Raw genomic sequence first — 14,939 nt, 5'->3', positions numbered from 1 at the left:
GCTCGCTCTTGCGGTACTAGACCAGGCCATTGTGCCGAACGACAACTATACACCTGTGGATATTCTGGACGAAGAGGGTGGTGTGAACGGCGTGGGCATGATCGCTCGCGGGGACGGTTTTGTCTGCTCCGGTACCCTGATCAATCCGCGCACTGCGTCAATGATCGTCCCGAACGCGACTATGGCACGTTAGTCAATACCGCATGGTCATTTGATTTTGATGCCAACCAGCTCCTTAATTTCATTCGCGATGAATTGGGGATCACCAACGGCACATTTGAACGGTCGATCAACACGTTCTTGGTCAACCAGATATACTGGAACGTTCAATCCAGCGAGCAGGCGGCCAGCTAAGGGTTTCTTGAGGGCGATATAGCCCTGGCAAGCCTGGCCACTCCCGCTGGCAATATCCCGACCTGGGCGCTGCTGTTCTCGCCTCTTCCCACGCCCGATTCGATCAGCGACGAAGATGGCACGGGCTATCACGTCAAGATTACCGGCTACGGACGCACCGGCAGCGGAACCGCCGGCTCGAATGTTGGTATCGATTTCCGTCGGCGCGCCGCCGAAAACATGCTCGGATCGTTGTCGTCTTTTGATTCCCCGGATTCATGGCTGTTCGAGGATGATGCAGGCGGTTTGCCCCAGATTCTTTATCGCCTCGATTTTGATGATCCGAACAAGACCAATCCATTTGACTTCAACTTGTACAAGGACGACCCCCGCGAAGTGGAAGGCACGAACGCTGGCGGCGATTCGGGTGGCCCACTGATCCCGGACGCTGCAAACAACAGCCTTTCGAGCGAAGATTTGCAGATCGGTGTCCTGTCAGGGGGGGGTCCCGCTTCTTCTTCGAACAAGTATTCAGCTACTACGGCACGGAAGGCTTTTATCAGCCGCTGTTTCTGTTTGCCGATTATATCGCCGCGAACAACCCGTACCGTTATGTCAGCGCGACAGCGGGCGACGGCGCGTGGGAAGATGCAACGCACTGGCAGACCGACCTGGACCCCGCCTACCGCATCATTGACGCCGATGGAAATGTGGTCAACGGCTTCCCCGACACCCAGTCGGCGGGTCGCTTTGGCGACAGTCCGGAATTTGGTCAGGTCTGCTTCGATCTGGAGGGTGCAGATCCCGGCGATGCCTGCTTTGATTTCGCCACCGGAGAAGATGCGCCACCATCGCGCCCGGCGCCAGCCCCGACTCCGACTCCTACAGCCGCGGGTGGTGGCAACCTGACTTCGGGCATCGGGATGATCGAATTGGGTGAAGACGCCGGATCTGCGGGTGTGAATGCCCCGGCCGCCGTTGGCACGGCGTCTGTCCAGGCCGCCTCCGCAACCGCTCCGGGAACCCGCGCGGGCATGATCTCGGGTGCGGAGCACCAGGCGCAAGGCAATGGTGTGGATTTTGCTATCCAGGCACCGCATAATGGTGTCGAAACTGCCGAAGAAGAATCACAAGCTCCTGGTGATCCGCAGCCTGCACCGACGCTGAGCAACGGATTGCCCGGCGCCACGGATTTTATCCCGGACAATATCGATCCGACCATCAGCGCCGACCCGGCGGAACAGGTCAATGCGCGCTATTATGATGTGACGCTCAGCGAGACCGGTACCACGACCTTGAGCAGCGACAGAACCATAGATCGCCTCAGTGTTGGTGGATTGGCTGGTTTGAATATCGCTGCCAATGGCAGCTTGACGTCGCTGATCGATGTCACGCAGACGGGTGGACGGATATCGGTTGATGGTAGCCTTACCAGCGCGGACGACTATTCCCTGATCATGGGCCTTCTGACCGGTTCTGGTACCATATCAGCACCGATGGTCACCAGTGTCGCAGGCGGAATCGCCCCCGGAACAATGGGTACGATCGGAACTTTGACGGTTGACGGCAATCTGATCCTGTCATCGGGCACGACCTTGTTCATGGATCTTGGTGCTGCCAACAGTTCCGATCAGATCGCGGTGACGGGCGAGGCGAATCTTGGTGGCAATGTCGCTATCGGCAACGTTGGAATCACTCAGACGGCAACGCCGAACACCTATCGCATTCTGACCGCTGATGGCGGCATAACCGACCAGTTTGACGGCGTGTCGAACCTGTCGGCGATCCTGCTGTCCAGCCTGATCTACAGCAGCAATGCCGTGGACCTGCAGATTCGGGCGCAAAGCTATCAGAATGTGATCGACAGCACCAATGCCGTGCAGGTCAGCTATGCCGCACTGCTGGACCGCAATCGCGGCAATGGCGACGTATCGGAGTTGTTCTCATTCCTCGATTTCACCGATGCGGCAACGATACAGTCGACCTTGAACAGCTGAGCACCAACGACCGAAGCCACGGTCCGTTCGATCGGCAAGTCGGCGGCGACCAATATCGCCAACTTCTATGATTCCCGCATTGCATTGTCCGATCGGGACTCCAGCGGCGGCACGATTGCTACGATCGGACGGCCGATGCAAACCGCAGCCATGGCTCTGAACGGCGGGGTTGGCGGCAATGCAGCGGTGATGACGGACTTTGCAGCCGCCAGCGCCGCGCAGGATGTCGAAACCATATCCAACGGCGTCAACGAGGATATCGCCGTTTATCTGGCCGGCGGATATCTGGACGGTGAGGGCCGTTCGATGCCACTGGCTGGTCAGCCACAGGGCAATGACGAGTTTGACGGTTTCTTCATTGCCGCCGGCATCGAGCATTTCCTGTCGGATACCAGCATGCTCGGACTGGGCTTCCACTATACCGATCTGGACGCGACGGCTGCCCTGGGCAACACCTCCAGCGGCAAGACGATTACGGGTTCGCTCTATGGACGTACCATGATCGGGCCGCTTGCGCTGGATGCCCAGGTGACCGCAGGCGTCTACGAAGCGACCACGCAGCGCAGCCTGGCACTGGGTCCGCAGACCTACACGCTCAACAGCCAGGACGATAACCTGCTGTTCACATCGTCGGTCGATCTGTCCTACAAGTTGGGCTCTGGCGGCTTCACCTTTGCACCAACGGCAGGCATGCGGGCGACGAAGATTGATTTCAGCAATGTGATCGAGACCGGTGGACCGATGGCGCTTACCACGTCGCGGCCCGACTATGACAGCCTGCAAGGCCGTGCCGGCGTCGAGTTTGAAGGCGGCGGAGGCGGCAACGTGCAGTTCTTCGGTTCGGGATATTATGTCCACGAGTTTGAAGATGCGCAGACCAATGTCGCGGCGAACTTCACCAATGGTGTTGGCTTGCTGGCCCCATTTGCTCTGGCCGGTCAGGATGATGACTGGTTCGAGGCTTCTGCGGGCGTTCGCGTCAATACCGGCAACATATCGTTCGGACTCAGTGGATTTACCACCATCAAGCGTTTCGACGCAGAGGCCCGCGGCGTGTCGGCATCGGCGTCGATCCGCTTCTGACCGACGACTATACGAAGACAAAAGCCCGCCTGGTAACAGGCGGGCTTTTTTGTATCCGCGTTGCGGGCTTGTTTGATCAGACAGTCAAAAAAATGGCGGGACAATGCCCGCCATTTTTTTCATTTTGATTCAATTGGGTACTATTTTGCGACCAGATTGACGGCAGCGGTCTTCCCGCGCTGATCCACTTCCAGCTCGAACTCGAGCTTGTCGCCTTCTTCCAGACCGCGCATCCCGGCGCGTTCAACGGCTGAAATATGGACAAACGCATCGGGTTGTCCGTCATCGCGCTGAATGAAGCCGAAGCCCTTGCTGCCGTTGAAGAATTTCACGGTGCCAGTGGCCTTCTCGCCGGTCAATTCGCGCCGCGGAGCACCGCCGCCCCGATCTTCGCGCGGCCGGCCGCCAGCGTCCTGAACCTCGATCAGTTCGCCTTCGATCTGAATATCGGAAGCCGAAACCTTTCCGCCCCGATCCACCAGTGAAAAGCGCAAGGTCTGCCCTTCGGCAAGGCCCTTCAGCCCGGCGCGCTCGACTTGGCTGATATGGACGAAAACATCCTCTCCGCCGCCATCTTGCACGATGAAGCCGAAGCCTTTCTGCGCATTGAAGAATTTTACGGTCCCGGTGCTTTCGCCGACGACCTGGTCCGGCATGCCGCCACCACGTCGGGGCGCGCCGGAATCACTGTCAGGCCGCGTGTATCTTTCTACGGGCGGACCGTTATCACCTTGATATCCATCGAAGTTTTCGTCACCGAAGCCGTCGCGCTTATCCCGGCCTCTGCCTCGCCGGTTTCTATCAAAACCCATTCTTAATTCGTCGCTTTCAATTCGCCCTGCCCAGAAATATCAATGTCGCAACGGACGATTTCCGCGACATTGTTTCGCACGAATCCCATTGTCGTGCGGTCCAACTATATCGAAAAATTGACGAATAAGCGAACGAATTCGGTATTGCGATGACAGGGGATGGTTAAGATCAACGCCGCTTGCCGACCAACACCGGCGATTCTGATACGATATTGGCCGTTTCCGCACATGCCGATGCGGTCGCGCCGGAAAAGGTGGTCAAACTAAACTTGCTGTTTGAACCGGCCTGCGGCACATGGCATAGCCAATCCCCGGGACTGTTCATTTTCTGAGGCTGCGATGGACCCGGGTGCGATGATTGGAAGACAAGCCGGACTCGCGGCGATCCGATCTTGGCAGAACGACGTTGGGCCAAAGATATGACAGGCAGGCAAATATAGATGACGGTTTTTTTTCACGAAGAAGATATTCCACCAGACGTGCTCGGCGAGGGCTCGCTTGCCGTGGATACCGAAACGATGGGATTGCAGACGCCCCGCGACCGTTTGTGCCTGCTTCAGATATCGGACGGCCGGGGTGACGAGCATCTGGTACGATTTGGCCCGGACAGCGACTACAAGGCCCCCAACCTCCGCGCGATTCTCGCCGACAGGGGTCGACTCAAGCTTTACCATTTTGCCCGGTTTGACCTCGCTGCCATCGAACATTATCTCGGCGTGATGGCGGAACCCGTTTTCTGCACGAAGATCGCATCGCGGCTAATCCGCACCTATACGGACCGCCATGGCCTCAAGGAGCTGGTGCGCGAGCTTCTCGGTCAGGATATTTCGAAGCAGCAGCAGTCGAGCGACTGGGGCGGGCCTGAGCTGAGCGAAGCGCAGCGGGAATATGCCGCCTCGGATGTCCGTTATCTCCACCGGCTGAAGGACGAGCTGGAGCTCCGGCTGGAGCGGGAAGGCAGAATGGCGCTCGCCCAGGCCTGTTTCGACTTCTTGCCGGACCGGGCGCGGCTGGATCTGGCCGGCTGGCCGGAAACCGATATTTTTGCGCATGCCTGAGGCGACGGAACCCCTGTTCGACGCCGGTCGCCTGCAACCGGGGCTGGCCGGCTAGCCATGTCAACCGCTGCCAGACTTGTCCGCTCCAAGCGCCAGGAATTTGCCGCGCCAAACGGGACGCATGATCGCAACGTCAAATGGCTGCGGATCATACTTCCGGTCGGCGTCGGCGTGCTGGGGTCGATGCTCGCGCTGGCTCCGTTCACGATGAGCGGCGAGCTCAGTTTTGTTCTGGACAAGAACAGCGTTGATGTTGCCAAGGAACGCATGCGCGTGACCGAAGCGCTCTATCGCGGCGAGGACAGCGAAGGGCGTCCCTTTTCGCTCAAAGCCGGTTCTGCGGTGCAGAAAAGTTCGAGCGAGGCAGTCGTCGAGCTGAAAGATCTGTCTGCACGGATATTGCTTCAGGACGGGCCAGCCCAGATCCGCGCAAGAGCGGGCCGCTACGATATGGACAAGGAAAATGTCAATGTGCCGGGACCCGTTCAGGTCGAGGCTGCCAGCGGATATCGCCTGTCCACCACCAATGTGACGATCGATCTCAAGGAGCGGCGCCTGCAGAGCGGCGGCGCCGTGGAAGGGCGAACCAACATCGGAACATTTCGCGCCGACCGGCTGGAGGCAGATCTGGCGGAGCGGACGGTAAGCCTCAATGGCAATGCGCGTTTGCGGATCGAACAAAATGGATTAAGAAGACCTTAGATGAAACTGAATCTATCTCTTGTGCTGGCCGGCGGTACGGCTGTTGTTGCCGCATCGGCCTTGCTGTTTTCCGGCCCGGCACCCGCTCAGGTCTTTGGCAGCCATGACAGCAACGCGCCGGTAAACTTCAACGCCGGACGGATCGAGGTCCAGGATCGGGCGGACCGGGTGGTGCTGTCGGGCGCTGTGCGGGTGGATCAGGCCGGAATGGTACTCAATTCGGCAAGGATGACCGTAGCCTATCGCAACAGCGGGGGCATCGAGATTGACCGGATCGATGCATCGGGCGGCGTTACCATTCGCAAGGCGGGCGACACCGCTACCGGCAATGTCGCGATCTATGATCTGAACAGGCGGCTGATCACGCTGATTGGCAATGTAACGCTGACGCAGGGTGCCAATCGTCTCTCCGGCGGCCGGGTCGTTATCGATCTGGCATCCGGTCGGTCGACGATAGACGGTCGGTCGGCCGGCGGTTCTTCGGTCGGCACATCCGATTCCGGCGGACGGGTTTCCGGCACATTCACGGTGCCGCAGCAGAAAAACTGAAGCCGCGACCAGAACGAACATGCAATTTCCATCCAGATAATCATTGATTTACAGTGATATTTGTCGATTCATCGAGTGGTCATGCACAAAGCTTGCCAATTCGGTTCCGGATCGGGCATGCTGGCAGCCGATGGACAAGTCAGCCCATGCGAATGAGGACGAATGATGAACGATTCCCCCGTGACTGAAGTGCCGCAGATGGCCGACCCCGGTGCCGCGATGGCCAGCGATGCCATGGAGCACGGGCTCGCGGTCGTCTCCATCGCGAAAAGCTATGACAAGCGCTCGGTACTGTCCGACGTCTCGCTGTCGGTGGGGCGCGGCGAGGTGGTCGGCCTGCTGGGTCCGAACGGTGCCGGCAAAACGACCTGTTTCTATTCGGTCATGGGGTTGGTGCGACCCGATGCCGGCCGGATCATGCTCGATGGCGAGGATATAACCTCGCTGCCGATGTACCGCCGCGCCATCCTCGGTATCGGCTATCTGCCCCAGGAAACGTCGATTTTCAGAGGGATGACCGTCGAACAGAATATCATGGCGGTGCTCGAGATGGTCGAGCCGGATGCGCGCGCACGACAGGAAACGCTGGACCGCCTGCTCGACGAATTCGGGCTGACCCGGTTGCGGAGCTCGCCCGCCATGGCGCTGTCGGGTGGCGAGCGGCGCCGCTGCGAAATTGCCCGCGCGCTGGCCGCCAGCCCGTCGATCGTGCTGCTGGACGAACCCTTTGCCGGCATTGATCCGCTGTCGATCGCCGACATTCGCGATCTGGTCTGCCAGCTGCGCGAGCGAGGCATCGGCGTGCTGATCACGGACCACAATGTCCGCGAAACGCTCGATATCGTCGATCGGGCCTGCATCATCTATGACGGTCAGGTCCTGTTTGCCGGCAGCCCCGAAGACCTGGTGGCCGACGCCAACGTCCGGCGCCTCTATCTCGGCGAAGGATTCGCGCTATAGCCATGGCTCTCGCGCCTCGTCTCGATTTGCGACAAAGCCAGTCGCTGGTGATGACGCCGCAGCTGCAGCAGGCGATCAAGCTGCTGACCTTGTCCAATCTCGAACTCGAAAGCTTTATCTCCGACGAGATAGAGAAGAATCCGCTCCTCGATACCGGCGAGCTGTCCGTGGAGAGCGGCGACCTGCCCGAGACCGATGCAGGACCAAGCGAAGCCGCGGCGCAGGGCAGCGACGAGATCCTGACCTCCGGACCGGCAGAATCCGAATCGACCCTCGACATGCAGGGCGATACGGACAGTTTCGCCAATGGCGGCCTTTCCGAAAGCGATGGCGCGCTGGACGGCCAGCTCGGTCTCAATGGCAGCGGCTCCGGTGCCGGAGCAGCGGGAGAGGCGCCGGATTTCGAGAATATGCTGGTCGCCGAGATCACGCTGACCGAATATCTGATGGATCAGGCCGGAGCGGTGCTTTCGGGTGCCGATCTGTTCGTCGCCCAGCATATCATCGACCAGATCGACGAATGCGGCTATCTGCAGGCGGAATTGCTCGAACTGGCGCAGCGTCTGAACGTGGGCCTGGCCGATGTGGACCGTATCTTGGGTGTGGTCCAGACGCTCGATCCGGTCGGGGTGGGCGCCCGCAATCTGGCGGAATGCCTGGCGCTGCAGGCCAAGGACGCGGATCGCTACGATCCCGCAATGGCGCGGCTGATCGACAATCTCGACCTGCTGGCCAGGGGCGCGCTGCCGCAACTGAAGCGGATCTGCGGGGTCGACGATGAAGATCTGATGGATATGATTGCGGAGCTGCGCAACTACGACCCGAAGCCGGGCTGCAAGATCGGTGGCGGGGCGGTGCAGTCGGTGGTGCCCGATGTATTCGTGGCGGAGCGGTCGGGCAAGTGGATCATCGAGGTGAACAGCGCCACGCTGCCGCGCGTGCTGGTCAACCGCAGCTACTACAGCGAGCTGAAGGACGGCGCGCAGGACAAGCAGTCGAAGGAATGGCTGAACGAATGCCTCGCCGACGCCAACTGGCTGGTCAAGGCGCTCGACCAGCGGCAGCGCACGATCGTCAAGGTCGCGACCGAGATCGTCAAGCAGCAGGAGGCGTTCTTCCGCCAGGGTGTGGCGCATCTCCGGCCGCTGACGCTGAAGAACGTGGCCGAGAAGATCGAGATGCACGAGTCGACGGTGAGCCGGGTGACGTCCAACAAATATCTGTCCTGCTCGCGCGGGACGTTCGAGCTCAAATATTTCTTCACCAGCGGCATCCAGTCATCGACCGGGGGCGAGGCAGCGTCGGCGGAGGCGGTAAAGAGCCATATCAAGTCGCTGATCGACAGTGAGGACCCCAAGAAGATCCTGTCCGACGACAAGCTGGTGACGCTGCTGCAGGCCCAGGGCTTCGGCATTGCCCGCCGGACCGTCGCCAAATATCGCGAGGCGCTCGGCCTCGGCAGCTCGGTGCAGCGCCGCCGGCAGAAGGCGCTGGAAGGCCGCGCCGGCTAGATTATCTTCCGCAGCACCGCGAATTCCAGTTCGAGCGTTTTCGGCCGCCCGAAGCGCGGATCGCCGTGCGGAAAGGGCCGGTGCTCGCCGGTCCGCACATAGCCGCGCCGCTCGTAAAAAGCGATCAGGTCGCTGCGCTGCCGGATCACGGTCATCTCGATGGCCGTTGCCTGCCAGTGTTCGCGGACAAAGTCTTCCGACCGGCCGAGCAGTTCCTTGCCCAGCCCGGCCGCCTGACGCGACGGATCGACGGTCAGCAAGCCGAGATAGGCCAGCCCGTCGCCGAGCCAGGAGAGCTGAACGCAGCCGCGGATGGCGTGCTGCTGTCTCGCCAGCAGGATCACCTGATCACCGGCCGCGATGATCTCGCGCAATGCCTTCGCATCGGTCCGCTGACCGTCGAGCAGGTCGGCCTCGTGGGTCCAGCCGCGCCGGGCGCTGTCGCCGCGATAGGCGCTTTCGATCAGCACGCGCAGCGGTTCGACATCACCGGCAGTGGCGCGGTCCAGCTTCACGCCGGCCGCACCCCATCGGCTTCCAGGACGCTGTCGTCCCGGACCCGGCCGGTCACCACCACGCGTTTTTCCACTTCGTCAATCGGCGTCCGCAGCAATTCCAGCCGGTAGCGGTCGCCATCGTCGCATTGCAGCAGGAAGCCGGCGGCATCGCGCTGCAGCAGGCCGGCATATTCCTGGTCCATTTGCTGATCCGTCCCCATCAGGCTGCGGCGAGCAGAGTCTCGCTGATCTCCCAGAGCCTTTCGGCATCGGCATCATCGGCAATATGCGGGGCGCAATGCTGGAACGGCAGCGAATCGGCTCCGGCCAGCTGCGCGACATCGCAATCCTCGCAATAGACACCGGGCATGTCATCCAGCAGCGGCGAGGTGGCGGCCCATAGTGTGGTGGTGCAGCCCTGCGCCGGTGTCTTGAAGATATCGGCGACCGCCGCGGGGATGGAGCCGTCCGGGTTGATCCAGCCCAGCTCGATCTGTTCCTCCTGCGGCAAATGGCGCTGCAGCGGCGTGAAGATCCCGCCCGGATGGACCGAGAATGCGCGCCCGCCGAAGGGCTGCATCCGGCGGCTGAGCGCATTGGCGAACAGGGCGTTGGCGCTCTTCGCCTGGGCATAGGCGACCCATTTCTGATAGTCGCTGGTCTCGAACTGGATATCGTTCCACAGGATGCCGTTCCGCTTGTGGGCCACCGAGGACAGCGCCACCACGCGCGGTGCATCGGCCTTTTCGAGCAGCGGCAGCAGCGCGCGGGTCAGCGCGAAATGGCCCATGTGGTTGACCCCGAACTGGCTTTCCCAGCCCGGACCCACCCGTTCCAGCGGGCAGGCCATGATGCCGGCGTTGTTGATCAGCAGGTCCAGCGCATCGATGCTGTCATAGACCGAGGAAGCAAAGGCGCGCACCGAGTCGAGATCGGCGAGATCCATTTGTGCCGAAGAGACATCGCCCTCGATGGTCGACAGATTCTCCTCCGCCTTCGCCGGGTCGCGCACCGGGACGATTACCGTGGCGCCTGCGTTGGCAAGCGCCCTTGTGGTCTCGAGACCGATACCCGAATAGCCGCCGGTGATGATCGCTGTCTTGCCGGTCAGGTCGATGCCGGCGAGGACCTCGTGCGGCTCGCTCTTGGCGTGGAAGCCGGAGCCGAGCGGTTTCTGGTCTGCTGCTGCCATTTCATATTCCCTTGCTTTTGCCGTTAGTCCTGAGCCTGTCGAAGGACGCCTGTCGACGGGAAGCGTGGTTCGACAAGCTCACCACCAACCGATCAATGCCACAATCATCCGCCCTCTACCCCAGTATCTCGGCCGCCGACATATATTCATAGCCGAGATCCTCGGCGACCGCCTTGTAGGTGACATGGCCGTTCCAGACATTCAGCCCCTCGGCGAGATGCCGGTCGTCGCGCAGCGCCGCCTCCCAGCCCTTGTCGGCGATTGCCAGAGTATGGGGCAGGGTGACATTGTTGAGCGCGTAGGTCGAGGTGCGCGAGACCGCACCCGGCATGTTGGCGACGCAATAATGCACGATATCATCGACGACATAGGTGGGGTCTTCGTGGGTGGTCGCTTTCGAGGTTTCGAAACAGCCGCCCTGGTCGATGGCGACGTCGCAGAGCACAGAGCCCGGACGCATCGTCGCCAGCATGTCGCGGGTGACCAGCTTGGGCGCTTCGGCGCCGGGGATCAGCACCGCGCCGATTACCAGATCGGCCTCGGCCACGCATTCGGCGAGATTGGCCTTGTTCGAGAAACGGGTCTTGGCGCGCGTCTCGAAAAAGGTGCCGACCGATTCCAGCACTTCGGGATTGCGGTCGAGGATGGTCACGTCGGCGCCGAGGCCGGAGGCCATTTGCGCGGCGTTGAAGCCGACCACGCCGCCGCCGATGATCGTCACCTTGCCCGGTGCAACGCCGGGCACGCCGCCGAGCAGGATGCCCCGGCCGCCATGAGCCTTTTCCAGCGCGGTCGCACCGGCCTGGATCGACATGCGGCCGGCAACCTGGCTCATCGGCTTGAGCAGCGGCAGGCCGCCGGTGCCGGTGACCGTTTCATAGGCGATGCAGATCGCCTTCGACCGGACCAGATCGGTGGTCTGCTCCGGATCGGGAGCCAGGTGGAGATAGGTGAACAGAATCTGGCCCTCGCGCAGCATCGCCCGCTCGACCGGCTGCGGTTCCTTGACCTTGACGACCATGTCGCACTGTTCGAAAATCTCCGCCGCGGTTTTGGCTATTTGCGCGCCGGCGGCGACATATTCCGCGTCCTCGGCGCCGATGCCGAGCCCGGCGCCGGTTTCAACCAGTACCGAATGACCATGGGCGACCAGTTCGCGGACCGACTCGGGGGTCAGGCCGACCCGATATTCGTGATTCTTGATTTCCCGTGGGGTTCCGACGCGCATGGGGAGGCTCCTGTTCTGCTCTATCTAGTGGCATCGCGTTACCAGCAAATGACGGGTCGCGCGAGATGCTCTGTAATAATATTACCCTATTTTGAAACTTTTCGTATCGGCACCGGGACGGTACAAATATTGCCATAGCCGCCATGGGCTTCGATATATTGCAGGATCGCCGGGCTGTAGCTGGCGAGATATTCGTAACGCGGCTGGTCGGCCAGCGGCAGCTCGAGGGCGGGCCGGATCGAGCGGATCGGGACATGCTCTGCCTTGTCGGCATAGAAGCCGCCGGGGTCGGTGCCGAGCGGCAGATCCTGCAGATGCTCGAGTCCGTCGATCACCCGCCCGACCATGCCGAAGGTGGTGTCGAGGTTGCGCGCCGCCTCGCCGGTGATCACCGACATCTCGGTGCCGCTGCCGGTGTCCGGCGGATCATAATGGGCCGGCGACAGCGCGCCGCGGCAGGTCAGCGGGTAATATTTCGCCTCGCCGTCGATGGTCTGGCTGCCGATCGGCCAGCCGCCGCCGAAGCCGACCTTCTGCGCACCGGTATTTTCATAGATCATCTTCATCAGCGGCCGGATTTCCGTGCCCTGATACTGGTTACTGTAGGCGACCGCTGCATCGAGCGCTGCCATGTCGGCGTCGCGCCGGGTGCCCAGCGCGGCGTTATAATATTCGCTTTCCGGCACGGTCTCGAGCGTCTTGGGCGGGGACTTGGAATCGGGATTGCCGCCGAACTGGGTGACGAAATCCTTTGCCACGCGGTAGATCTTGGTGCCGTCCCACCAGTGGCTTCCGGCAAGCTTGCCGACGTTGCGGACATGGCCGCCCGACAGTTCCGCCGGCAGCAGCTGGATCACCGCCTGCCGCTTGGTGCCGTCGGCGGCATCGGGCAGGGTCAGAACCAGCAGGTCGCTGACCGGGATGGGCAGCCAGTGCTCGGCGGGCGCGGCGGCGAGGATTTCCGCGGGCGTGGCGCTGGGCGGTTCTTCCTGCGCCAGTGCCGGTGACAAAAAGGCGGCGGCAATGGCGAAAAAAGCGATGGGTGCTAATAGAAAGCGGTTTGGCATGCGATATGTCCCGGGACGAACTTTACAAAGTTTACAAGGTTAAGAAAAAGAACGCCCGCTGCGCCAAAAAGGATGCAAAAGGGCTGGAATGAGGGGCAAGGCGGTCCTGCTTTTCATAAGTCCTGCTTACCCAATTTGCGGGATGTAGGAAAGGCGATTTCCGTGCCCCGCCGCAGGGCGGGGTCGAGGCGAGTCCTGACGGTGGGTTTGCAACGCAAGTCCAGGACTGTTCTGGGCCCCGGCCTTCGCCGGGGAACAAAGTCATCTCAGCATATACCGTCCTTGCCCTGGGTCACACAGGGTCACACCCCCTATTGCGGAAAAGGATTTGGCCGGAAAATGGTTAGAAACTGCGGGTGGAATAGAAAGGACCGGGGACGGAGCATGGAGTGAGAGTAACCGAATTGGGTGGGTGTAGGAAAGGGGGAATTGCCAGACTGTGTCCCCGCGAAGGCGGGGATCCATCTCGGGAACGCGCGGTCAGACGCAAGGGCTGGAGATGGGCACCTGCCTGCGCAGGTGCACGGCTTGACTCACTCCGCCTTCACCCTGCGCACCGGCACCGGAATATTGCAGATGTCGGCGCCGCCGGCGGGGAGGTTGAAGAACGGATCGCGGCGGTTGGCGCGGGCGTCGGCATATTTGGCGAAGGTGTCGCCGTCGGTGTTCAAGTATTCGAAGCGTGGCTGGTCGGCTGTCGGCAATGCGCTGGCCAGCCGGATCGAGCTGATCGGCACGCGCTTGCCTTCATCCTCATAAAATCCCAAATCCCCCTTGCCGCGCGGCAGGCTGGAGAGATGCTCGATCCCCTCGATGACCCGCCCGACCACGGCAATATTGCGGTCGAGATGGCGCGGCGCATGGCCGATCACGGTATAAAGCTCGGCGCCGCTGCCGGTGTCCGGGGAAAGATTGCGGCCGACGCCGACCGCGGCGTAGCAGTGGACGGGCGAAACGCCATTGTCGGCAAACCCGAATGGCCAGCCCGTCATGAAGCTGGTTTCATTGGTGTAGGGATCTTTCCCGTTGGACGGGAAATATTTGTCATTGGATGCCTGGCTTATGATATGGGTTGCCATGCCATTGATCACCATATCGTCGGCGATGGGCGTCACATATTCGCTCTCCGGCACCGTCTCCAGACCCTCCGGCAACGCCTTCTTCTCGCTCGCATCGCCCCATTGCACGACATAATTGTCCTGCACCCGGTTGATCGAGGTGCCATCCCACCAGTGCGCGGCGGCCAGCTTGCGGATATTGCGGATCCAGCCCTGCGAAAAGGGTTCGGGCATCAGCTGGATGATCACGCGGCGGGCCTCTCCTGCTGCATCCGGCGCGAGGTCCATCACCAGCAGGTCGCTGGGCGCGATCGCCAGCCATTCTTCTGGCGTGGCCTGTTTGACAATTTCGCCGGGGCTGGGATATTCCGGTTTGTCAGCTTCCTGGGCGGAAAGGGGAGCCGCCAGGGCAAGAGCCGCGAGCGATGCGATGGAGCATAATCTGTTCATGGTGATATCCCGGCTTGTCTCGCTAGTCCTGAGCTTGTCGAAGGACGCCTCGCGTCCGGAGGCGGGGTTCGACAGGCTCACCCCTGACGGGTTTCATTTCTGACATTATGTGCCCGATCACCCTAACCCGACACTATCGCTTGCGAAAGCCCGATTCCGGCATTAGGGGAGCAACGCTGTCTGACAATCGACCAGATTCACGGGTCAGGCGGCATTTGCGGAGACGTGGCAGAGTGGTCGATCGCGCACGCTTGGAAAGCGTGTATAGGGCAACCTATCGAGGGTTCGAATCCCTCCGTCTCCGCCATTTACCATTGATTTTATTAGATAATTTCCCAAAAATGGAGTTTGTTCCCATAATGGTAACCAAAAAGAATTTGCGTTACCCGATACTGCAACTGCACAAAACGCAACTCTATTGCGAGAGCAAGCTCCGAGCACG

General features: G+C 61.1%; 14 protein-coding genes and 1 tRNA gene. 8 read left to right on the top strand and 7 right to left on the bottom strand.

Features of this window, described 5'->3' with window-relative positions; genetic code table 11:
* Positions 1-1,043 precede the first annotated feature (1,043 nt).
* Together V7650_RS10280 and V7650_RS10275 are read left to right on the top strand one after the other, a co-directional pair.
* Complete coding sequence (locus V7650_RS10280; protein ID WP_335656152.1) at positions 1,044-2,330, top strand: autotransporter outer membrane beta-barrel domain-containing protein; 1,287 nt, start codon at positions 1,044-1,046, stop codon at positions 2,328-2,330.
* A gap of 135 nt (positions 2,331-2,465) precedes the next feature.
* A complete protein-coding gene (locus V7650_RS10275; protein WP_335656151.1) occupies positions 2,466-3,413 on the top strand; it encodes an autotransporter outer membrane beta-barrel domain-containing protein in 948 nt (315 codons plus the stop codon).
* A 140-nt stretch (positions 3,414-3,553) separates the two neighbouring features.
* On the opposite strand, the gene V7650_RS10270 is transcribed toward V7650_RS10275, so the two are convergent.
* Positions 3,554-4,225 carry a cold-shock protein gene (locus V7650_RS10270; protein WP_335656150.1) on the bottom strand — a complete coding sequence of 224 codons (672 nt, stop codon included), beginning with the start codon at positions 4,223-4,225 and terminating at the stop codon, positions 3,554-3,556.
* 440 nt (positions 4,226-4,665) lie between these two features.
* Here V7650_RS10270 and V7650_RS10265 point away from each other — a divergent pair, with 440 nt between their 5' ends.
* The 5 genes from V7650_RS10265 (at position 4,666) to rpoN (ending at position 9,005) form a co-directional block, all read left to right on the top strand.
* Entirely contained in the window at positions 4,666-5,283 is a 618-nt protein-coding gene (locus V7650_RS10265; protein ID WP_335656149.1) for a ribonuclease D, read from the top strand.
* 57 nt (positions 5,284-5,340) lie between these two features.
* Entirely contained in the window at positions 5,341-5,985 is a 645-nt protein-coding gene (gene lptC / locus V7650_RS10260; RefSeq protein WP_335656148.1) for an LPS export ABC transporter periplasmic protein LptC, read from the top strand.
* A complete protein-coding gene (locus V7650_RS10255; RefSeq protein WP_335656147.1) occupies positions 5,986-6,534 on the top strand; it encodes an LptA/OstA family protein in 549 nt (182 codons plus the stop codon).
* A gap of 198 nt (positions 6,535-6,732) precedes the next feature.
* Positions 6,733-7,494 (top strand): LPS export ABC transporter ATP-binding protein, encoded by a 762-nt coding sequence (gene lptB, locus V7650_RS10250; protein ID WP_335656297.1) that lies wholly within the window; start codon positions 6,733-6,735, stop codon positions 7,492-7,494.
* Between the two features lie 2 nt (positions 7,495-7,496).
* Positions 7,497-9,005 (top strand): RNA polymerase factor sigma-54, encoded by a 1,509-nt coding sequence (gene rpoN, locus V7650_RS10245; protein ID WP_335656146.1) that lies wholly within the window; start codon positions 7,497-7,499, stop codon positions 9,003-9,005.
* Here the strand turns inward: rpoN and V7650_RS10240 are convergent.
* The 6 genes from V7650_RS10240 to V7650_RS10215 form a co-directional block, all read right to left on the bottom strand.
* On the bottom strand, positions 9,002-9,520 hold the full coding sequence (locus V7650_RS10240) for a GNAT family N-acetyltransferase (protein ID WP_335656145.1): 519 nt from the start codon (positions 9,518-9,520) through the stop codon (positions 9,002-9,004). The two genes, rpoN and V7650_RS10240, sit on opposite strands and share 4 nt — an antisense overlap.
* Positions 9,517-9,705 carry a DUF5818 domain-containing protein gene (locus tag V7650_RS10235; protein WP_335656144.1) on the bottom strand — a complete coding sequence of 63 codons (189 nt, stop codon included), beginning with the start codon at positions 9,703-9,705 and terminating at the stop codon, positions 9,517-9,519. Before V7650_RS10235 ends, V7650_RS10240 begins: the two co-directional genes overlap by 4 nt.
* Positions 9,706-9,722: 17 nt before the next feature.
* Positions 9,723-10,694, bottom strand: a complete 972-nt coding sequence (locus V7650_RS10230; RefSeq protein WP_335656143.1) for an oxidoreductase — start codon at positions 10,692-10,694, stop codon at positions 9,723-9,725.
* 115 nt (positions 10,695-10,809) lie between these two features.
* Positions 10,810-11,922 (bottom strand): alanine dehydrogenase, encoded by a 1,113-nt coding sequence (ald, locus tag V7650_RS10225; RefSeq protein ID WP_335656142.1) that lies wholly within the window; start codon positions 11,920-11,922, stop codon positions 10,810-10,812.
* Positions 11,923-12,008: 86 nt separating this feature from the next.
* Positions 12,009-12,989, bottom strand: a complete 981-nt coding sequence (locus V7650_RS10220) for a peptidylprolyl isomerase (protein ID WP_335656141.1) — start codon at positions 12,987-12,989, stop codon at positions 12,009-12,011.
* 533 nt (positions 12,990-13,522) lie between these two features.
* Positions 13,523-14,497: a peptidylprolyl isomerase gene (locus tag V7650_RS10215; protein ID WP_335656140.1), complete on the bottom strand. Its 975-nt coding sequence runs from the start codon at positions 14,495-14,497 to the stop codon at positions 13,523-13,525.
* A gap of 219 nt (positions 14,498-14,716) precedes the next feature.
* Here V7650_RS10215 and V7650_RS10210 point away from each other — a divergent pair.
* Positions 14,717-14,804: transfer RNA gene (locus V7650_RS10210), tRNA-Ser, on the top strand.
* Positions 14,805-14,939: the final 135 nt, after the last annotated feature.

The organism is Parasphingorhabdus sp. (assembly GCF_036964565.1).
Taxonomy (GTDB): domain Bacteria; phylum Pseudomonadota; class Alphaproteobacteria; order Sphingomonadales; family Sphingomonadaceae; genus Parasphingorhabdus.
The sequence above is the reverse complement of the archived record's forward strand: the minus strand, read 5'-3'. Positions and strand labels throughout refer to the sequence as shown.

Bases quoted from the DNA above. Each gene is read 5' to 3' on its own strand.
- V7650_RS10265 (WP_335656149.1), top strand. From the start codon at position 4,666: ATGACGGTTTTTTTTCACGAAGAAGATATTCCACCAGACGTGCTCGGC.
- V7650_RS10220 (WP_335656141.1), bottom strand. From the start codon at position 12,989: ATGCCAAACCGCTTTCTATTAGCACCCATCGCTTTTTTCGCCATTGCC.
- V7650_RS10230 (WP_335656143.1), bottom strand. From the start codon at position 10,694: ATGGCAGCAGCAGACCAGAAACCGCTCGGCTCCGGCTTCCACGCCAAG.
- V7650_RS10235 (WP_335656144.1), bottom strand. From the start codon at position 9,705: ATGGACCAGGAATATGCCGGCCTGCTGCAGCGCGATGCCGCCGGCTTC.
- ald (WP_335656142.1), bottom strand. From the start codon at position 11,922: ATGCGCGTCGGAACCCCACGGGAAATCAAGAATCACGAATATCGGGTC.
- V7650_RS10275 (WP_335656151.1), top strand. From the start codon at position 2,466: ATGCAAACCGCAGCCATGGCTCTGAACGGCGGGGTTGGCGGCAATGCA.
- V7650_RS10215 (WP_335656140.1), bottom strand. From the start codon at position 14,497: ATGAACAGATTATGCTCCATCGCATCGCTCGCGGCTCTTGCCCTGGCG.
- lptB (WP_335656297.1), top strand. From the start codon at position 6,733: ATGGCCGACCCCGGTGCCGCGATGGCCAGCGATGCCATGGAGCACGGG.
- rpoN (WP_335656146.1), top strand. From the start codon at position 7,497: ATGGCTCTCGCGCCTCGTCTCGATTTGCGACAAAGCCAGTCGCTGGTG.
- lptC (WP_335656148.1), top strand. From the start codon at position 5,341: ATGTCAACCGCTGCCAGACTTGTCCGCTCCAAGCGCCAGGAATTTGCC.
- V7650_RS10255 (WP_335656147.1), top strand. From the start codon at position 5,986: ATGAAACTGAATCTATCTCTTGTGCTGGCCGGCGGTACGGCTGTTGTT.
- V7650_RS10270 (WP_335656150.1), bottom strand. From the start codon at position 4,225: ATGGGTTTTGATAGAAACCGGCGAGGCAGAGGCCGGGATAAGCGCGAC.